This window comes from Tropicibacter naphthalenivorans (assembly GCF_900176475.1).
GTDB classification, from domain to species: Bacteria; Pseudomonadota; Alphaproteobacteria; order Rhodobacterales; family Rhodobacteraceae; genus Tropicibacter; species Tropicibacter naphthalenivorans.
This window is the reverse complement of sequence record NZ_FWXX01000004.1, coordinates 296110-315458: the sequence shown is the minus strand read 5'-3', so window position 1 is coordinate 315458 and position 19349 is coordinate 296110. Positions and strand designations below refer to the sequence as shown.

General features: G+C 63.7%; 20 protein-coding genes. 5 read left to right on the top strand and 15 right to left on the bottom strand.

All coding sequences use genetic code 11. The features are described from left to right. Both B9A11_RS11370 and B9A11_RS11365 read left to right on the top strand, forming a co-directional pair. Positions 1-2193, top strand: a complete 2193-nt coding sequence (locus B9A11_RS11370; protein ID WP_058247646.1) for an ATP-binding cassette domain-containing protein — start codon at positions 1-3, stop codon at positions 2191-2193. Beyond that, positions 2193-3374: an HlyD family type I secretion periplasmic adaptor subunit gene (locus B9A11_RS11365; RefSeq protein WP_186009195.1), complete on the top strand. Its 1182-nt coding sequence runs from the start codon at positions 2193-2195 to the stop codon at positions 3372-3374. Before B9A11_RS11370 ends, B9A11_RS11365 begins: the two co-directional genes overlap by 1 nt. A 94-nt stretch (positions 3375-3468) precedes the next feature. Here the strand turns inward: B9A11_RS11365 and dtd are convergent, their stop codons facing one another. The 10 genes from dtd to B9A11_RS11315 form a co-directional block, all read right to left on the bottom strand. Then, positions 3469-3912 (bottom strand): D-aminoacyl-tRNA deacylase, encoded by a 444-nt coding sequence (gene dtd / locus B9A11_RS11360; protein WP_058247644.1) that lies wholly within the window; start codon positions 3910-3912, stop codon positions 3469-3471. Beyond that, positions 3909-4805, bottom strand: a complete 897-nt coding sequence (locus tag B9A11_RS11355; RefSeq protein WP_058247643.1) for a carbohydrate kinase family protein — start codon at positions 4803-4805, stop codon at positions 3909-3911. Before B9A11_RS11355 ends, dtd begins: the two co-directional genes overlap by 4 nt. A gap of 69 nt (positions 4806-4874) precedes the next feature. Next, positions 4875-6008, bottom strand: a complete 1134-nt coding sequence (locus B9A11_RS11350; RefSeq protein ID WP_058247642.1) for a TFIIB-type zinc finger domain-containing protein — start codon at positions 6006-6008, stop codon at positions 4875-4877. Positions 6009-6067: 59 nt separating this feature from the next. Continuing rightward, positions 6068-7195, bottom strand: a complete 1128-nt coding sequence (locus tag B9A11_RS11345; protein ID WP_058247641.1) for an SPFH domain-containing protein — start codon at positions 7193-7195, stop codon at positions 6068-6070. Between the two features lie 116 nt (positions 7196-7311). Then, entirely contained in the window at positions 7312-8289 is a 978-nt protein-coding gene (locus B9A11_RS11340; RefSeq protein ID WP_058247640.1) for a DUF2927 domain-containing protein, read from the bottom strand. A 2-nt stretch (positions 8290-8291) separates the two neighbouring features. Further along, positions 8292-9488 carry a toxic anion resistance protein gene (locus B9A11_RS11335; RefSeq protein ID WP_058247639.1) on the bottom strand — a complete coding sequence of 399 codons (1197 nt, stop codon included), beginning with the start codon at positions 9486-9488 and terminating at the stop codon, positions 8292-8294. A gap of 27 nt (positions 9489-9515) precedes the next feature. Next, complete coding sequence (locus B9A11_RS11330) at positions 9516-10403, bottom strand: 5-bromo-4-chloroindolyl phosphate hydrolysis family protein (protein ID WP_058247638.1); 888 nt, start codon at positions 10401-10403, stop codon at positions 9516-9518. A 174-nt stretch (positions 10404-10577) separates the two neighbouring features. Continuing rightward, complete coding sequence (locus B9A11_RS11325) at positions 10578-11408, bottom strand: hypothetical protein (protein ID WP_143595858.1); 831 nt, start codon at positions 11406-11408, stop codon at positions 10578-10580. Positions 11409-11420: 12 nt separating this feature from the next. Continuing rightward, on the bottom strand, positions 11421-11618 hold the full coding sequence (locus B9A11_RS11320; protein ID WP_058247636.1) for a hypothetical protein: 198 nt from the start codon (positions 11616-11618) through the stop codon (positions 11421-11423). A 110-nt stretch (positions 11619-11728) separates the two neighbouring features. Beyond that, complete coding sequence (locus B9A11_RS11315; RefSeq protein ID WP_058247635.1) at positions 11729-12544, bottom strand: pseudouridine synthase; 816 nt, start codon at positions 12542-12544, stop codon at positions 11729-11731. A gap of 117 nt (positions 12545-12661) precedes the next feature. Between B9A11_RS11315 and B9A11_RS11310 the strand changes: the two genes are divergently transcribed. Together B9A11_RS11310 and B9A11_RS11305 are read left to right on the top strand one after the other, a co-directional pair. Next, positions 12662-13111 (top strand): nucleoside deaminase, encoded by a 450-nt coding sequence (locus B9A11_RS11310; RefSeq protein ID WP_058247634.1) that lies wholly within the window; start codon positions 12662-12664, stop codon positions 13109-13111. Beyond that, positions 13108-13650 carry an rRNA large subunit pseudouridine synthase E gene (locus B9A11_RS11305; RefSeq protein ID WP_058247633.1) on the top strand — a complete coding sequence of 181 codons (543 nt, stop codon included), beginning with the start codon at positions 13108-13110 and terminating at the stop codon, positions 13648-13650. Before B9A11_RS11310 ends, B9A11_RS11305 begins: the two co-directional genes overlap by 4 nt. On the opposite strand, the gene B9A11_RS11300 is transcribed toward B9A11_RS11305, so the two are convergent. The 5 genes from B9A11_RS11300 to clpS all read right to left on the bottom strand — a co-directional run bounded on the left by B9A11_RS11300 (position 13647) and on the right by clpS (position 18497). Further along, positions 13647-15332 (bottom strand): PAN domain-containing protein, encoded by a 1686-nt coding sequence (locus B9A11_RS11300; RefSeq protein ID WP_058247632.1) that lies wholly within the window; start codon positions 15330-15332, stop codon positions 13647-13649. The genes B9A11_RS11305 and B9A11_RS11300 overlap by 4 nt on opposite strands. A gap of 75 nt (positions 15333-15407) precedes the next feature. Further along, positions 15408-16289, bottom strand: a complete 882-nt coding sequence (gene hemF / locus B9A11_RS11295; RefSeq protein ID WP_058247631.1) for an oxygen-dependent coproporphyrinogen oxidase — start codon at positions 16287-16289, stop codon at positions 15408-15410. A gap of 69 nt (positions 16290-16358) precedes the next feature. Continuing rightward, the gene (locus B9A11_RS11290) at positions 16359-17159 is read right to left on the bottom strand and encodes an SDR family NAD(P)-dependent oxidoreductase (RefSeq protein WP_058247630.1); all 801 of its coding nucleotides are present in this window, start codon (positions 17157-17159) and stop codon (positions 16359-16361) included. Between the two features lie 15 nt (positions 17160-17174). After that, the gene (locus B9A11_RS11285; protein ID WP_058247629.1) at positions 17175-18152 is read right to left on the bottom strand and encodes a class I SAM-dependent methyltransferase; all 978 of its coding nucleotides are present in this window, start codon (positions 18150-18152) and stop codon (positions 17175-17177) included. 18 nt (positions 18153-18170) lie between these two features. Next, positions 18171-18497 carry an ATP-dependent Clp protease adapter ClpS gene (gene clpS, locus B9A11_RS11280; protein WP_186009202.1) on the bottom strand — a complete coding sequence of 109 codons (327 nt, stop codon included), beginning with the start codon at positions 18495-18497 and terminating at the stop codon, positions 18171-18173. Between the two features lie 127 nt (positions 18498-18624). On the opposite strand from clpS, the gene B9A11_RS11275 reads away from it, so the two are divergent. Continuing rightward, the gene (locus B9A11_RS11275; RefSeq protein ID WP_058247627.1) at positions 18625-19323 is read left to right on the top strand and encodes an HAD family hydrolase; all 699 of its coding nucleotides are present in this window, start codon (positions 18625-18627) and stop codon (positions 19321-19323) included. Positions 19324-19349: the final 26 nt, after the last annotated feature.

Below are 19349 nucleotides of genomic sequence, written 5' to 3'. Positions count from 1 at the left end.
ATGGCGGGCCGCGCCCGCAGCGCGGTGCTGGCGGCGGTGCCGCAGGGCAAACCCGCAGGTAACGCCCGTCGCGCGCGCCACTCGGAACGCGCCAACAGCCGCGCTGACCTGATCCGCGTCCTTGCGGGCCGCTTGGGCGTCGACGCCAAGGCGACCGACATCCTCGAAGCGCTGTCCCAGCACGCCGGTGAGGGCGACAGCTATGACCTGCGCGCGCTGCGCATGGGCGTCGAAGCGGCGGGCCTGCTGGCGCTTGAGGACGAGCCCGACACGCTGGTCCCCGGCCTCTGGCCTGCCATCGCCCTGATGCGCAACGGGCAGGCGGTGCTGGTCCTGTCGCAGGACGGCGGGCAGCTGACGATCTACGACGACACCACGTCTTCGCGGCACTCCGAAGTCGCCGTGGCCGAGTTCGGCCCCTATTTCACCGGCCAGTTGATCCGCGCCGAAGCGCCGGTGCAACTGCTGTCGGAAAACCACGCGCGCATCGAGCGCGAGCAGCATTGGTTCTGGGGCCAGTTTGGCCGTTTCAAGCGCCATTTCGGCGAGGTCGCGCTGGGGTCTTTTGTGGCCAACCTGCTGGCCGTGTCGGTGGCGCTGTTTTCCTTGCAGGTCTATGACCGCGTGATCCCGCACCAGTCCGAAGCGACGCTCTGGGTGCTGGCCGCGGGCGCGGGTCTGGCGCTGCTGATGGAGGCTTTCCTCAAGGTCGCGCGCTCGCAATTGCTGGACGGCGCGGGGCGGCAGATCGAACTGGGCGTGCAAAAGCTGCTGATGGATCGGCTGCTTGGGATGCGTTCGGATATTCCGGGGCGTTCGCCGTCTAAGCTCTTCTCCTCCATGCGCGAATTCGGGTCGGTGCGCGAGTTTTTCACCGCCTCGACGGTGGGCGCGCTGGCGGATATTCCCTTTATCTTTGTCTTCCTGCTGATGGTCTGGTCGATTGCGGGATCGGTGGTCTGGGTCTTGGTCCTTGGCGGTGTGCTGATGGTCGTGCCGGGCTTTTTCATGCAGAAACGGATGATCCGCCTGACGCAGGAAATGCACGGGGCCAGCGCCAAGCAATCGCGGCTGTTGCAGGAAACCGTGACCGATCTGGACACGATCAAGACGCAGCGCGCCGAAGACCGCTTTGCCCGCCTGTGGGAAGAGTTGACTGCCGTGCAGGCGCTCAAGAGCTCGGACCAGCGGCGGTTGGGCGCGGTGCTGACCTTCTGGAGCCAAGGCGTGCAGCAGGCGACCTATGTGGCCGCCGTCATCACCGGCACCTACCTTGTTTTTGCTGGCGAATTCACCGTCGGCTCGATCATCGCCGTGGGCATCCTGTCGTCGCGCACGCTGGCGCCGCTGACGCAGCTGTCGGGCATTCTGGCGCGCTGGGGCAACGTCAAGGCGGCGCTCGACGGGCTGGATGGCCTCGCCAACATCCCGCAGGACCGCTCGGGCGAGCGGACGTACCTGCGCCGCGAACGGCTGAACGGCCAATACGAGCTGAAGGGCGTGACCTACCGCTATGATCCCGAAGGCGCGGCGGTGCTGGACCTGCAACACCTGGTGATCCAACCCGGGCAGGTGCTGGCGGTGCTGGGGGCCAACGGCTCTGGCAAATCGACCTTCCTCAAGATGCTCACGGGGCTGTACGCGCCGAGCAGCGGACAGCTGATGATCGACGGCACCGAGATGGCCCAGATCGAACCCAAGGACCTTCGCCGTTCGATTGGTTACCTCGGGCAGGACGTGCGGCTGTTCCACGGCACGCTGCGCGACAACCTGAACCTCAATATGCTCGAACGCGACGACAACCGCCTGTATGAGGCGCTCGATTTCGCGGGGCTGGGGCCGTATATCAAGGCGCACCCCAAGGGGCTGGATCTGGACATCAACGATGGCGGCGAAGGGCTGTCGGTCGGTCAACGCCAGAGCATCGGCTGGGCGCGGCTGTGGCTGCAAGACCCCGACATCTGCCTGCTGGACGAACCCACGGCGGCGCTGGACCAGACGCTGGAAAAGACGCTGATCTCGCGGCTTGAAAGCTGGCTGCACGGGCGCACCGCCGTGATCGCGACGCACCGCGTGCCGATCCTGACGCTGGCTTCGCGGACGCTGATCCTTGCGAATGGGCGCATGGCCATTGACGGCCCGCGCGATCAGGTGCTCGACCACCTGCGCACTTCCGGACAAGGAGCCGCGTGATGGCCACCTCGACCACCAACCTCAGTTCTCAATTGGCCGGCAAGATGCGCGGCCCGTCCCTGACCATCTGGCTGTGTGCCGCGTCGGTCTGGGTGTTCATTATCTGGGCGTCCTTCGCCTGGCTTGATGAGATCGTCCGTGGGCAGGGCGAGATCATTTCCTCTTCGCGTCCTCAGATCATCCAGAACCTCGAAGGCGGTATCCTGACCGAGCTTTTGGTGAAAGAGGGCGACGAAGTTCTGCGTGGCGATATTCTCGCGCGCCTGCATGGTACCCAGTTTCAGTCTTCCGTTGACGATTTACGCGATCAGATCACCGCCCTCGAGATTCGCCGTCTGCGGCTCGAGGCTGAACTGGCGGGGGCGTCGAAATTCGATGTCCCCGCATCTTTGGCGATGCGTTCGCCCCAGATGGTTGCGTCCGAGCAGGCGTTGTTGAATGCGCGGCAGCAGGACTTTTTCTCGCGCCGGGATGGCGCGGCGCGGATCCTGGATCAGGCCGCGTCCGAGAAGAAGCTGATGGAAAATCTGCTGGATAAAAAGGTCGTGGCGCTGATCGAGGTCACGCGCGCGCGCAAGGCCCATGCCGATGCGCAAAAGGCCTTTGACGATGTGGTGACGCAGACCGAGCTGACCCGCGCGCAGGAGTATTCCGACACGCTCAAAGAGCTTGCGACGCTGAAACAGAACCTCAAGGCTTCGCAGGATCAGCTGAACCGGACGGTGCTGATTTCGCCGATGCACGGCGTGGTGAACAAGCTGCAAGTGACGACGATTGGCGGCGTGGTGCGCCCCGGCGAAGAGATCATGCAAATCATTCCCGTGGACGAGGAACTGTTCGTCGAGGCGCAGATCCGCCCCGAGGACATCGCCAACATTCGTCCCGGCCAGGAGGCGACGATCAAGCTGTCGGCCTATGACTACACGATCTACGGCACGCTCAAGGGGCGGGTGGATGTGATCTCTGCCGATACCTTCAAGGACGAGCGCCGCCCCGAGCAGGAGCCGCATTATAAGGTGTCGGTGCGCGTGGATATGTCGGCGATGACCGACCGTCAGGCCTTGATGGAGATCCGTCCGGGGATGCAGGCGACGGCAGAGCTGCACACCGGCGAAAAGACCGTGCTGCAATACCTGCTGAAGCCTTTGTACAAATCCCGCGAAGCCTTCCACGAGCCGTAGGCTGATCCAACGGGGCCGCGTTGCGGCGCTTGTCTACGCCTCCGGCGGCCTGCGGCCTTGTCGTCGCGGTTGGCGTCCAGCCCAGCGGTTGCGCCTAGTCGGCGGTGTCCATCCAGATGGTGACCGGGCCGTCGTTGACCAGATGCACCTGCATATCCGCGCCAAACCGCCCGGTGGCGACGGGAATGCCCAGCGACGCCAGCTTTGCGGCGAAGTATTCGTACAGCTTTTCGCCCTCGTCGGGGCGGGCGGCGGCAGAGAAACCGGGTCGGTTGCCGCGACGGGTGTCGGCGGACAGGGTGAACTGGCTGACCACCAGCGCGCTGCCAGAGATGTCCAGCAGCGAGCGGTTCATCTTGCCCTCGTCGTCCTTGAAAATCCGCAGTTTCGAGATTTTCGCGGCCAGCTTGTCGGCCTCGGCTTCGGTGTCGCATTGCATGGCGCAGATCAGGATCACCACGCCTTGGGCAATTTCGCCGACGGTGGTCCCGTCGATGTCGACGCGCGCGCCGCTGGTGCGTTGGATCAGCGCTCTCATAGTTCGTGCTTTCGCGGCGGGTTGGCCCCTGCGCGGCTGACCGTGATGGCGGCGGCGGCGGCGCCCAGTTCGGCGGCGGGCTTGAGGCTGTCGAGCCAAGCTGTGGACAGCGCCGCGCGGCTCAGAAGGCCGTCACGCGCCAGCCCGGCCAAAAAGCCCGCGTTAAAGGTGTCGCCCGCGCCCACGGTGTCGACCACTTCGACGCGCGTGGCGGGGACGGTCAACGTGCCTTCGCGAGAGACGACGTCGACGCCTTCGGCCCCGCGGGTGACCAGCACCACCGACGCGCCGTTTTTCAAGAGCTCTTCGGGCGAGGTGCCGAGCCACGCCATATCCTCGTCCGAGACCTTGACGATGTCGGCGCGTTCCAGCATGGCGGTGAGGCGCGCGCGATACTTAGGCTCATCGGTGATAAAGCCGGGGCGGATGTTCGGATCAATCATCACCGGAAGGTCGCCCGCGCGCGCGCAGAGCGCGGCATAGCTGTCCGCCTGCGGTTCGGACACAAGGCTGATGCCGCCAAAGAACAGCGCGGTCAGGCCGTCGAGGCCCGGCAGATCGTCCTCGGACAGCATCCGCCCGGCGGTGTTCTCGTCATAAAACGCATATTGCGCGTGGCCGTTCGTCAGCGTCACAAAGGCCAGCGTCGTCGGGCGATCCGAGCGCGGGCACAGGCGGTGATCGACGCCCGACCCGTCCAGCGCATCGGTCAGCATCTGACCAAACAGGTCATTGGACAACCCGCCAAAGTAGCCCGCCGGCGCACCCAGCCGCCCCAGCGCAATCGCCGTGTTCATCACCGCGCCGCCCGCGTAGGGCGAGAACGCGGGCTCGCCTTGCGTAGTCTCACGCGGAAGCATGTCGATCAGGGCTTCGCCGCAGCAGAGGATCATGGCCGGTCTCCGAAAGTGATGTTTGCGCTAACTTGCACGATCTTTGCGTTCAGGCAAGCCTTGCGCGGCTTATTGGTTCATGGCGATCAGATAGCCAACGCCGCCCGCCACCAAAAGGCCAAGGATCACGGCAAAGGTGATCTTCCACGCCGACCAAGGCCGCTCGCCCTGCACCCGGCCCGTGCGGCCATTCACCACGAACCGATAGGATTTATCGCGATACTTATAGGCGGCGATCCAGACCGGCAGCAGAACATGCTTGAAGGTCACGTCCTTCACGTCAGTGTTCACGTGGTGAATGCGCTGGCGGTCGCCGCCGATGTCGAACTTGATGTCGCGTTCGATCTGGCGGTCCATCTTGACCCGCGCCTCGTCGAAACCGGCGTCCAGATCGACCTGATAGCCTTCGGCCCGGAAGCCAGCCAGATACTCGGGGCTGTAGGGCTCCATCGCGGCCAGATCCCACGGCTCCAGCGCGTCGGTGTATTTCTTGGGCAGGGACTGCGAGGCCAGCACCAGAACGTCGTCAAAGAACCGATGCACTCGGCCAGACACGCGCTGCCAGCGGATTTTCTGCACGCGTTCGGTGGTCATCTTGCCATCGCGCATGACGCTGCGGTTTTCGTAGTAAACGGTGCCACGCTCGCCCTGATAGGCCGAGTTGGTGTCGGCGTCATAGGTCCAATAAGGCACGTAAATGCCGGTCATCTTGCGCCCCTTGCGTGCGTATTCTTGCAGACCGTTGGGCGCAAACCACAGCTTGCCCAGCCAGTCGGTCATGGCGGCGCGGGCGGCGCTTTCGTCCATGGCAAAGGGCAGCAGGCCGCGCGGTTTGATGTGCCGGTTGACGCCGGTGTCGGTCACGACCGGGGTCGCGCAAAAGGGACACTCGGTGGCGTGCTGCTCGGGGTCGAATTCGACTTCGGCGCCGCAGTTGGGACATTTGGAAACGCGGGTTTCCTCGATCTCTTGCAAGGGCAACAGGTTGTCGATGGCGGCGCGGAAGTCGAGCTCCTTGACGCCGCCGCCCCACGGCCCGGCACCCGCGATGGCTTGCGAGTTCCCGCAGTGATCGCAGACCAACTGCCCGCCCTCGGGGTCAAATCGGAAATCCGAGCCGCATTGATCGCAGGGAAAGCGGTGTTCCTCGGTGGGATCGGTCTTGGCAGTAGCGGGCGGCGGAGGAGGGGGGGCGTCGGACATAACAGGCTCGGATCAGCGGCAGAAAGGGGGCCAGCGCGGCCCCCTGTTGAGTTCAGGATTTAGCCAGCCGGGGGCGGCGGAGGCGGGGGCGGCGGCATCACCGTAAACAGCTGCGCCAACTCCTGCACTTGGCCAGCGGGCTTCCAGCCGTCTTGCCCTGCGGTCCAGACGAGGGTTTCACGGGTCAGCTCGCCATCGGTTGCCATCCGGCCCAGACGCGCCTTGGAGAACGGCCCCTTGGTCGCGCCATTTTCGGCAATATGCCAGACGTGTTCGACCGGCGGCGGCGGCGGGGCCATCGGGGCTGCGGCAGGGGCGGCGGCTTGGGGTTGCGCGCCCCACGGACCCATGCCCATCTGACCGGCCATGCCCGCGCCCATGGCGGCGCCCATACCCATGCCCATGGCCGAATCCATCGACCCACCCGTGCCCATGGCCTCGGCGGCCTTCCACTTCATGTGGTCATTGAGGTTGCCTGCAATCCCGCGCGAGGTCCGCGCATCCAGTGCCTTTTCCACCGCCGGGGGCAAGCTTATGTTTTCAATGTACAATTCCGGCAAGGCCAAGCCATAAGCGTGGATCACCGGGTCAATCGCCTTGGCGATCAGCGCGCCGACTTCGCCGGTGTTTGCGGCCATGTCCAGCACCGGAATGCCGCTCTTGGCAATCGCTTTGGAGAATTCCTGCACGATCACGTTACGGATTTGGTAACTGATCTCGTCCATGGTGAACTCACCATCGGTGCCGACGATCTCGGTCAGGAACAGCGCGGGATTGTCGACCTTGACGGTGTACGTGCCAAAGGCCCGGATGCGCGTCGGCCCGAACTCGGGGTCGCGGATCATGATCGGGTTCTTGGTGCCCCATTTGAGGTTGGTAAAGCGGTTGGTGTTGACGAAGTAGATTTCCGACTTGAACGGGCTCTGGAACGCGTGGTCCCAATGCTGCAACGACGTCATGATCGGCATGTTGTTCGTTTCGAGCATATACAGCCCCGGCGTGAACACATCGGCCAGCTGGCCTTCGTGCACAAACACCGCCGCCTGACCTTCGCGGACGGTCAGCTTGGCGCCATACTTGATCTCGTGGCCTTCGCGCTCAAAGCGGTAAACCATGGTGTCGCGCGTGTCGTCCGTCCAGTGAATGACGTCGATGAACTGCCCGCGCAGGAAATCGAAAATGGGCATAGGGCCACCTCGCTTGTACTTTTCGGGCAAAGGGTAAGCCGCGCCGCAAGGCATCGTCAAACCGCTTTGCCGCGGTGCAATGCGCCCCTGTCAAAATGGTCAGGGCGCGGAAATTATCAAAGCCCGCCAGCCAGTTCGGTGGCGCGCTGGTTGATGACGGGGCTGGCCTGCGACAGGGTCATGCCGGGGCGCAGGCGCGGATCATAAAGGATCTTGAGCAGCATCTCGTCATGGGTGGTCAGCAGCGCGAACTCGTCATCGTCGTTAAAGATCGTCGGGCGCGCGCGCGGGTCGTCATTGCCAAGACCCAGCCCCTGCGCCACCTCTTCGTGGATGCAGGACCGGCGCAGCAGCTCGGGGTGCTCGGTGCGGATCACGGCGATGGCGGTGCCGTAATCATAGCCGCCCGGCGTGTCGGAAAAGGCCATCACGAGGCAATGGATGCCGCGCGGCAGATTGTTGAACACGCGCAAGGCGTTGGGGTTTACGTCCGGCACGATCTGGCGAATGCGCGGGGCGATCCTGTCCTTGTCGTCTTCGGACATGAACAACACGTGAAAGTTCGCGCCGCTCTCGACCATCTGGATCGGGTGGCCGGTGACGCGCGACAGGCGCGCCGCATAGCTGGCGACCTGCGCCTGATCCCAGGCGATCTGGTCACGGGGCACACGCGGGCCGAACTCTGTCGTCATGCGGATCGGCTTGGTCCACTTCTTGATCGCGCCGGACCCACCTTGCGACGGCTGCAAGCCGCCGCCACGCACGTATTCCTCTTCCAGCGCGATGCGGGCAAAGTTGCGCGCCAGCATGGTGTCGGTAAAGGCCGTGTCCGGCCCGCCGCCATCGGTGCGCAGCAAGCCGCGCGCCAGCCGGTCATGCTGCACGCGGGCGTAGTAATCGACCAAGGCGAGGCTGGCCGCCGAGGGCTGCGCCGCCACATTGGGCGCGGGCAGCGCCGCGGGGACCACGGCTTCGGGTCGCTGCGCCGGGGTGACAGAGGTCTTGCGCGGGGCAAGGTCCGAGCCGACGCAGCCCGCGAGGGCCACGCAGCAGAGCGCCGCCGCAGCGGCTTTGAGCTTGCCCGTCACGCGCATGATCAGGACGGAACGGCGGTCGAAGCGGTGTCGCCCACGCCATCTTTGCGCGCCTTGGCGGCCGCCAGTGTGTCGCGCAACTCGCTTTCCATCTTCTTCAGCTCTTCCTCGGCCTTGGCACGGCGTTCCTTGCCTTCGTCGGCAATGCGCAGGCTGTCCTGAATGGTGCCGATCAGATCGGCGTTGGCCTGCTTGACCGCTTCGATGTCGAACACGCCGCGCTCCATCTCTTCGCGGATCATGGCGTTGCTCTGACGCAGGTTCGCCGCGTTCGAGGTCAGCAGCTCGTTGGTCAGATCGTTGGCATCGCGCACGGCGGCGGCGGCCTGTTTGCTGCGCTGGATCGTGACCGCCTGCGCCAACTGGGTTTCCCACAGCGGAACGGTGTTCACGAGGGTGGAGTTAATCTTGGTCACCAAAGACTTGTCGTTTTCCTGCACAAGGCGGATCGAGGGCAGCGATTGCATGGTCACCTGACGGGTCAGTTTCAGGTCATGCACGCGGCGTTCCAGATCGTCGCGGCTGGCGCGCAGGTCGCGCAGCTCTTGCGCCTTCATCACCTGATCGCCCTCGGGGGCGGCCTGAACTTCGGCCTCCTTGGCGGGGATCACTGTGGTGTCGAGCTCGGCCAGCTTTTCCTCACCGGCGGCGATATACAGCGCCAGTTCGTCGTAGAACTGAAGCGTCTTTTCATAGAGCAAATCCAAGGACTTAATGTCCTTCATCAGGGTGTGCTCATGCTTCAGAAGGTTGTCGGTGATCTTGTCGATCTGGCCCTGCACCTCTTCGTAGCGGGCGGTGAATTTCGCAAAAGGCGCGGCGCGGCCCAGCAGTTTTTCCCACCAGGAGCGATCCCGGCGCACGTCCAGTTCCGAAACGGAAAAGCCGCGAATGGTCGTCACGATCCCGCGCAAGCTGTCGCCCGCCGGACCCACATCCTTGTTGCGCACATCGGCCAGCATGGCCTGCGAAATCTCTTGCAGTTCCGCCTGCGCGGCAGAGCCAAAGGAGACAATCGAGTTGGTGTCGCCCATGTCGATTTCATCCATCCGGGTGCGGATTTCCTCGGACACTTCGGCGTCAGCCTCTTTCAGGGGCACCACGGCGTTGGCATCCTTGGGCTCTGGCAGAACCACCGCGTTCAGCTCATCGACCATGCCGACGATCTGTTCGGCCTCTTGACGTGTTTTCTCAGACATAGGAAATCCCCGTTTATTATCGGCACCTTACAGGCGCACACCTTCACGCTGGAGCCGGTCCCGCAGCACTTCGATTTCGATTTGCAGGTCGGCGTTATTGTCGGTCAGCAGGTGATCGATCTTTTTGTCAAAGCTCTCTTCGAGATCGGTCAGCAGCATCATGAAATCCGTTTTCGCGGCGCGGTCGGGTTTGCGGTCGTAAATGTCCGAAAACTTAACGGCGGCGTCGCGGGCACCCATCAGGTAAACCCCCAGAAACTTTTTGGCGGCGGTCAGATCGCGCGGGTCCTCTTCGACGGTGCGGATCATCTCGCGCACCTTTTCGGCAAAGCGTTCCACGCGCGCCTCGACCTGCCGATCGCCGGCGCGTTTCACCGCGTCCTGCATCCCGTTCAGATAGGTTTCGGCCTCGTCGACCACGCGGGCGACGCGATCTTGTTGAAAGGTATCAATGCCTTCCATGCCTTTGTCGCGCATCGGGTCCAGACCAAACGCCCCAACCGTCAGGGCCATCGCGGCCACGCCGAAAATCACCGGCGCGATCAAACCCGGCTCGTTCTGCCAAGCGGCCAGACCCGTGCCAATGCCGGTCAGCAGCGCGGCAAAGACCTTGCGCGGCAGGGCAGGGCGGCGCGCCACCTTGCGCGCATCAAAGGCGGCCTGCGCCTTGAGCCCCTCGCGCATCAGCCACGCGCCCAGCAGCAGCGCCCCGGCGCCAAGCAGACCCACGGCCATGCTGATCGCGCCTTCGTTGATCGACAATGCGGCGAGCACGATGGGCGGGATGAACAAGATGTTGGATTGCGCGCCAGCCGGGGCCACCTTGGCCCCCTTGTAGGCGGGCGCGACGGGGCGGTCATCGCTGGTCGGTCCGCTGCCGTCGGGGCTGTATTTTCCGCCGAATTTCTGAGCCATATCAAAGCCCTCCAAGCCAGCCGGTGGACACACCGAACAGCAGGACGATCAACAAGACATAGCTTACCTTTTGCAAGGCGTTTCCGGACATAGGGACCCCCGTGCACTCACGCTCCGAGGGAAACTTAGGCACAAAATGCTGCACTTGCTAGGGGGAAGTGACGGGCCTTTGCGTCAAGCCGCCGATTCGCGCGGCATCCGGTCCAAAAGCATGTCTGCTTCCATCTCGAATGCGTCCCGCCCCGCCTGAAAGCCGTTTTTCCGGGCACGCGTGGCAAAGCTGTCGGTCATTACGTCCAGCTTGGCCACATAACGCTTGCGGGCAAAGAGATAATCCTCGCCATCCCACGATGCGATCAGGCGCTCTGCCTCTTCGGACAGCATGGCGCTGAACTTTTCCACGGGTTTGCGGACGCGGCGAAACCCTTTGATATCGCTGACATTATCGCGCGCCAGACGGACCACCATGTCGCGAGCGACCTCTGTGCGGCGGGTCAAATCGGCATCCTGCAAGGACGCCACTTGATCGGCGACGATGGCCAGCTTGGCCTCGATGGCTTCCATGGCGGTGTCGATTTCGATGCGGGCGACGACCTCGGGGTCGTTCAGCCCCTTGTCGGTCATCGGGTCCAGACCAAAGGCGGCCACGCTTAGCCCCATGGCAAAGACGCCCAGCACCAGCGGGAACAGCAGATCGGCAAACTGGTGCCCGGCAAGGATCAGCACCATGACCCCGATCAGGGCAGAGCCAAGCAGCTTGCGCGGCAAGCGCGGCCGATGGGCGACCTGCGCCGCATCATATTCGCGCTGGATCTTTTGACCGCGCGAGATCAGCCGCAAAGCGATCGAGAAAATCCAGATTTCCACAAGGGCCGTGGCCACCCCGGCAAAGGAGCCTTGGAACACCCAAAGCAATAGCGGAAAGGCCGCAAGAAACATCACATTCAGAGCCGAATCGAAATTAGCGGCCTCATTGGATGCGCGTTTTTCGAATCTGTCTCTCATGGTGCTGCTTCCCTACAGATAGCTCAGGGCAAAGATCATCAGCCACAGCATCACAAAGGCCAGCTTTTGCGTCAGCTGCCCGTTGGTTTTGGCGCGCGCGGCGCTGGTGGCGAGAATATCGATCGTATCGGTGGCCACGGTGCGCAGGCTTCCCAGCACCATGAACGAAGATACGGCGAGCGTAAGTATGGCAATCAACGTGGTCATCATGCCGTTATTTCTGCCTGCGAATCCGGGCAAAAACGGGGCATCTCACGGGAAAAAGAAAGGTGAGTTAACGAACCGTAAATATCCCCATTCTAATTCTGCGCCTGCACAATTTAATTCGGCTTGCGGCCCTTGGGCGGCATCCGGCGCTTGGGCCGCAGGTTTTTTCCCTTTGGTTTCAAAGGAGCGGGTGCCTCTAGGCCCAGTTGGTCGCGCACGGTTTTGCGGCGGACCTCTTCGACTTCGCCGGATTTCAGCTGCCCCAATTGGAAGGGGCCGTAAGAAATGCGGATCAGTCTGTTCACACTTAGGCCGATGTCGGCCATGGCGCGGCGGATCTCGCGATTCTTGCCTTCGCGCAGGCCGACGGTCAGCCAGGCGTTGGCCCCTTGCTGGCGGTCGAGGTTCACGATCATCGGCTGAAAGCGCTGCCCGTCCACCACGATCCCGTCGCGCAGGGGTTTGAGCATATCGTCGCTCGGGTTGCCCTTGACCCGCACGCGGTAGCGCCGCAGCCAGCCGGTGCTGGGCAGTTCCAGCTTGCGCTTGATCCCGCCGTCGTTGGTCAGCAGCAACAGCCCTTCGGAGTTCAAATCGAGCCGCCCGATGGACATCACCCGAGGCATATCTTCGGGCAATTCGTCATAAATCGTCTTGCGCCCCTTTTCGTCGCGCGTGGTGGTCACGAGGCCGGTGGGCTTGTGATACAGCCAGATGCGCGGCGCTTGCGGCACGGCGAGCATGACCCCGTCCACGGTCACGCGATCCTTGTCGGTCACGTTCAGCGCGGGGCTGTCGATGGTCACACCGTTCACGGCCACGCGGCCTTCGGCGATCAGCTTTTCGGCTTCGCGGCGGCTGGCACGGCCCGACCGGGAAATGACCTTGGCGATGCGGTCGCCTTCGGGGGTTTTGGATGTCTCGCTCATAGGGCGCGCTCTATAGCAAAGCTTTGGTTTGCACAAAGCTTAAACCGCGCGAGGGGCGTCGCACCAGCGTTTAACAGCGCATCTTTCGCCCCGCGCGCGGGCTGTTTAAAAGGGCGCATGACCTTTACCAGCCACATGCACATTGCCCTGTCTCAGGCGCGGGCCGCCGCCAAGCGTGGCGAAGTGCCGGTGGGCGCTGTGATCGTTGCCAAAAGCGGCAAGGTCATCGCGCAGGCTGGCAACCGCACGCGCGAGCTGAACGACCCCACCGCCCATGCCGAAGTCCTTGCGATCCGCGCCGCCTGTGCCGCGCTTGGGCAGGAACGGCTGGAGGGCTTTGATCTTTATGTGACGCTGGAGCCGTGCCCGATGTGCGCCGCCGCGATCTCTTTTGCGCGCATCCGGCGGCTGTATTACGGCGCGTCCGATCCGAAATCCGGCGGCGTGGCCCAAGGCGCGCGGGTCTATGCGCATCCGCAATGCCACCACGCCCCCGAGGTCTATGACGGGCTGTCCGCGGACGCCTCGGCCCGTTTGCTCAAGGATTTTTTCGAGGCCCGCCGATGACCCTGATCCTGTTCAACAAACCCTTTGGCGTGCTCTCGCAGTTCACCGACAAGGGCACCGAGGGCTCCACCCGTCCGACGCTGTCGAGCTACGTGAACGTGCCCAAGGTCTACCCCGCGGGCCGTCTGGACCGCGACTCCGAGGGGCTGTTGCTGTTGACCGACGATGGCCGCCTGCAAGCGCGCATTGCCCACCCCAAGTTCAAAAAGCCCAAAACCTACCTCGTACAGGTCGAAGGCACGCCGACGGGGGCGCAGGTCGACGCGCTGCGCACCGGCGTGACGCTAAAGGACGGCCCAACGCGCCCCGCCAAATGTCAGACAATTGACCCGCCCGCCCTGTGGGAGCGTGACCCGCCGGTGCGGTTCCGCAAATCGGTGCCGGACGCGTGGCTGCGCCTGACCATCACCGAAGGCCGCAACCGTCAGGTCCGCCGGATGACCGCGCACGTGGGCTTGCCCTGTTTGCGGCTGGTGCGCTGGTCCATTGGCGAATGGTCGCTGGACGGGCTGGGCCTTGGCGACTGGCGTGACGCCTAGGGCTGTTCGAAATAGCCGATGTCGACGCCGCGTTCGGTGAAATACTCGGGCGGGGTCGCGTACAGTTGGCACTGGTTGCCGGGGCGCCAGTTTACCCCCAGACAGTCGCCATCGCGCTGGCAGATCGCCGCGCAATCGTCGAAATTGCGCGCGGTGACGGTGCGGTCGGGCGTGGTCTGATAGGACTTGTCGTTGCGCTTTTTCAGCACCAGATCGGCGTTGGAAAACCGCACGAAATCCTGCGCATCGCTGCGCACCACGCTCGAGGCTTTGGCGAACAGTCGAAGAGTGGTCGCGCGGGGCAAGTCCTTGAGGAAACAACGGTTGTTCCAGCGGTCCAGCGTGGCGGCGTTGCAGCGCGGGTTGGCTTCGCAGGCGGCTTGGCATTGCGACAGGCTGCTGGCGGAGACGGTTTTCAAATCGCGCCCGACGATGTCGCGGCCCGGATAGGCGCGAAAGCCGGTCTCAGCGACGACCACCGGAGCGGCGACCGGGGTAGGGGCGGGGGCGCGGCCCCCGAACAGGCGGCGATACTCGGCGTTCTTGGGCAGGTCTGCCAAGTCCGCCGCCCACGGGAACAGCGCGAGGCTGTCCAGCCGCACCGGATCATCGCTCTTGGCGTCATTCCAGCGTTCGCGCACTTCGGAGGCGCTCTCGACCCAGCCGTAGGCGGTGCCCAGCCAGACGCCAACGGTGTCCCCCGGAGCAAACCGGCCGGCCGTCAGGCGGTTCGCGGGCATGGGCACAAAGCACTCTGCGAAAAAGCGGTAGTCGCCCGAAGGCACAAGCCCCATGTAGCCCAACAAATCCCCCGCGTCGTCGCGCGTCAGCATGATTTGGAGGGTTTCGACGGAATTGTCGCCCGCTTCGCCATAAAACTCGTCCATCGCGTCGCGATAGCCCTTTTGCAGCCGAGTGGCGGATCGGTTCGCCTCCAGCCCCGTCCAAAGGCTGGACTCAAACCCGCGCGAGGCGATCATGGCGTTCTCGCACAGGGTTTCGATGAGGTCTTCGTCGATGGCGGCTTGCCGTTCGACGCCCAGCACCGGGATCTGCGCTAGGATCGCTTCGCCCACCTTGTCGATGTAGTGCATCTGGTCGGGCGGCGTGTCCAGAAAACGCTGGTAGAGATAGGCGTTCATCGTCGGAGTGCCTTCGATATCAGCGGCTTGGTGTACCGCATAGACACCTGCCGCGGCGCTGAGCGCGATCTTGAAGGCGGATTCGACCGTGTCTTTGTCCACCGCCGCGCTGTCGGGCAGGGTCAGCCCCGGCGAGTGGAAGCCCAGCTTGGCCCCGGCCCAGATCGCGCGGTCATGGACGAACACCGGCACGCCGTTGCCCGTTTCATACCCGCCGCGCAGGAACGCCAGCGCGCAGGCGCTTTCGCAGCGCTCGCCGGGTAGGACGCGGGTGTGCCAGCCAAGGTTGGTGCCAATGTCCAAGGCGCGCGACAGCGTCCCGCCGGGGCTGTTCAGGCACAGGGGGGCGCCCGAGGTGCCATAGCCATAAGGGATTTCGCTGTCCTTGGTGATCTGCCCGTCAAAACGCCCCAGACAGGCGCCGTCCTCATCAGCCTCGGTCCAGTCGTCCATGGACATGGTCAGGGAAAAGCCCTGCGCCAAGGCGGGCGCGCCGAATGTCAGAGCGCCCACAACAGTCAAAATCCCGGCAAACCGCATGACCCATCCCCCTTTTCCAATTCTCGCGCCCAAGGGTGCATGAGGCGTTAGGGATTGGTCAACCTATTGGGCGTGTCAGACCCACTTGGCCAAGGGCGGCAGGCTCATCAACACGGCATTTGCGTCATGACCGGTGGCCAGACCGAACTTGGTGCCACGGTCATACACAAGGTTGTATTCCGCATAGAGCCCGCGGTGGACCAGCTGCACGTCCTTTTCCGCCGCGCCAAAGGGCATCACGCGGCGCTTTTCGACCAAGGGCAGATAGGCGGGCAAAAAGGCGCGGCCAATGTCCTGGGTCAGGGCGAAATCCGCCTCCCAGTCGCCAGAGTTCTGGTCGTCCATGAAGATGCCGCCGACACCGCGCGCGCGGCTGCGGTGCGGGATGTAGAAATACTCGTCGGCCCATGCCTTGAGACGCGGGTAATGCGCCTCGTCATGGGGGTCGAGATGCGCCTTTTGCGTGGCGTGGAAATGCGCGGTGTCCTCGTCGAACTCGATGCAGGGGTTCAGGTCAGAGCCGCCGCCGAACCACCACGCGCCGGGGGTCCAGAACATGCGGGTGTTCATGTGGACGGCGGGGCAGTTGGGGTTCTGCATATGCGCCACGAGGCTGATCCCCGAGGCCCAGAACTGCGGGTTTTCAGCGATGCCGGGAACGCCGCGCGCGGCCATCGCCTTTTGCGCGGCGGTGCCAAGGGTGCCGTAAACGGTGGACACGTTGACGCCGACTTTTTCGAACACACGCCCGCCACGCATCACGCTCATAAGACCGCCGCCCGCGTCGCTGCCGTCATCGGAATGGCGCTTGGTCTCGGTCACCTCAAAGCGGCCGGTGGCCATGTCGGTCAGGGGGCCTGCGGCGTGGCTGTCTTCGAGCCCTTCAAAAGCGGCGACGATCTGGTCGCGCAACTCCCGGAACCACGCGCTGGCGCGCGCCTTTTCTGCATCCATCATCTGGCTGTCCTCTCCCTGTTTGGGGGCTGTCTAGACCGCGCAGGGCAGGGCCCGCAACGGGGCAATCTGTCAGTGCGCCGGGGCGGCAACCGTATCCAGCAGCGTGCGCCCGCCGTCGACGGTCAGGATTTGCCCGGTCATAAAGCTCGCAGCGTCGCTGGACAGGTATTGCACCGCCTCGACCAGCTCGCCGGGGCCAGCGATGCGGCCAAGGGGGGTGTGATCCTCGATGTCCGAGCGGTAATCGCGGTGCTCTTTAAGCGTGTCCTGCAAGCTGGCCGACATGACAGAGCCAAAGGCCACGGCGTTCACCCGGATGCGGTGCGGCGCAAGCGCCACGGCCATGGATCGCGTCATCTGGTCCAGCGCGGCGCAGGACACGGAATAGCCAAGCAGTTCCGGATGGGTCCGGCGCGCGGCGATGGACGATAGGTTGACGATCGCGCCAACGGTGCCTTCTTGCTGGTCTTTTGCCTGTTTGATCATACGATTGGCGACCATCTGGGTCATCCGGTACGAGGTCATCAGGTTCTGCGAAATCAGCTGTTCGACCGTCTCATCCTCGACGTCAAAGGGGTCGGACGGGGCCATCTGCCGCGATGCGTTGACCAGAATGTCGATGCGGTCAAAGGCGTCGATGGTCGCCGACAGCAGGTTCGCCATGGTCAGCCGCTCGCGCAGATCCCCGGCGAAGTAGCGCATGTTGGCGTCTTCGCAATCCTCGCCGCATTCGCGCACCAATTGCGGCTCGTCCATATCGGCGAGCATCACGTTCGCACCCTTGTTGGCAAAGTGCCGCGCGATGGCCAGCCCCACGCCATTGGCCGCGCCGGTGATGATGGCCGTCTTGCCTTCGATCGAGAAACTCATGGCGTGCTCTTTCGTTTAGCGTTTGGCCCGATTGGGGCGCATCGCGTGCAGGATCTTGAACTTGGAACTGCCGGCGATCTCGGTCACGTCGCGGAACAGCGTGGTCAGCGCTTGCTCGTAGGGCAGGTGGCGGTTGGCAACCATCCACAGCTGGCCATGCGGGGCAAGCGCCTTGGCCGCGGTGGCGATAAAGGCCTGACCCAAGGCCGGTTCCGCCTTGCGCCCGGTGTGGAAGGGCGGGTTCATCACCACGCCGTCCAGCTTGGTGGGCGGGGTCCAGCGGGTGGCGTCGGCCCAGTGAAAGCTGGCGCGCGGGTCGGTCACGTTGACCTCGGCGCAGTCCAGCGCGGCTTTTTCCGCCTCGACCAGATGCAGCGATTTGACGCCCTCGTGGCGCAGGATTTCGCGCGACAGCCAGCCCCAGCCCGCGCCCAGATCGGCAAAGTTGCCCTTGAGCGGCGGCAAGGCCTGCGCCAGGGCAACCGACGCCGGGTCGGCCCCATCGGCGGAAAACACGCCCGGCGCGGTGAAATCGCCGTCCTTGTTTGCGGACATGGCGGGGCGGTCCCACGCCAGCAAGGCTTCATCGGCGGTGAACCACACGCATTTGCCGTGCGCCTTGGACACTTGGCCCAGCAGCGCGACCTTGGCGCGCAAGGCCTTGATGATGGGTTCGATCCCGTCGGTCTTGGCCCCGTCGACGACGATCAACCCGCCGGGGGCAATTTTCACCGCGCGGGCAATGCGCGCCTCGTTCAGGTCGCGGGCGCGACCAAGGGTCACAACCGCCCCGGCATACGGACCCTCGGGCGCGGTCAAAACCGTCGCGCCGCGCGCGATCAGCGCATCATAATCGGGGCGAAAGGTCTGGATGACCTCGACGTCGCCCTCGGGCAGGGGCCCCTCGCTGGAGGCACCGAAAAGGGCAACTTTCCCGTCGGGCAGCATCAGCCCGCCGGAGTGAATGGCGTAAGAAAGACGATCAGCGCTCATGACAGGTAGGCGAAACGCCTATTCCTTTTCCATGGTGCACTGCAGCGGATGCTGGTGCTTGCGGGCAAAATCCATCACCTGACCCACCTTTGTTTCGGCAATTTCATGGCTGAAGACGCCGACCACCGCGACGCCCTTTTTGTGAACGGTCAGCATGATTTCAAACGCTTGCGCGTGGGTCATGCCGAAAAAGCGTTCCAGAATGTGCACCACGAATTCCATCGGGGTGTAGTCATCGTTGAGCAGCAAGACCTTGTACAGCGGCGGGCGCTTGGTCTTGGGGCGGGTCTGAACCACCACGCCTGCGTCACCGTCCCCGTCGTCGGGGGCGTTGTTGCCGCTCATGGCAAAGATATTAGGCAGCTGGGTGTCAGTCATCGAAACCTGTTCGCATTTTGCGTTTCGGGATACGGCCCTTCTATATAACCTGTCAAACGCCCACGAAAAGGGGGCGCCCTGTCATGAGGTCACAATGGTGCAAAAACTAAAAACAATTGGTTTCGATGCAGATGATACACTTTGGCACAATGAGCGGTTTTTTCAGCTGACGCAGGAGCGATTCGCCGATCTGCTCAAGGATCATGCGGAAAAGGACCACCTGGAAGAGCGCTTGCTAGAGGCGGAAAAGCGCAACGTCGGGCACTATGGATTTGGGGTCAAAGGGTTCGTCCTGTCGATGATCGAGACCGCCATCGAGGTGACGGACGAACGCGTTCCTGCGTCTGTTATCAAGGAGTTGCTCAAGGCGGGGCAGGATATGCTCGACCACCCGATGGAGCTGCTGCCCCACGCGCGGGACGCGGTAGAGGCGGTCGCAGGCAGCCATCATCTGGTGCTGATCACCAAGGGCGACCTGCTGCATCAGGAACGCAAACTGGCGCAATCGGGTCTGGGCGAGCTGTTCGACGGGATCGAGATCGTCTCGGACAAACAGCCGCAGACCTACGCGCGGATTTTCGGCGACACTCCGGGCGGCACCGAGGGCGCGATGATGGTCGGCAACTCGATGAAATCCGATGTTGTCCCCGCGATCGAGGCCGGGGCCTGGGGGGTGCACGTGCCCTTTCACATCGTTTGGGGGCTGGAACACGCCGACGCGCCCGACGCCGCGCGTTATCGTGAGCTCGAGCATCTGGGTCAGCTGCAAGCGCTGGTTGAAGAGCTGGGCTGACAGACTCAAATCGTGCCACATTCCCG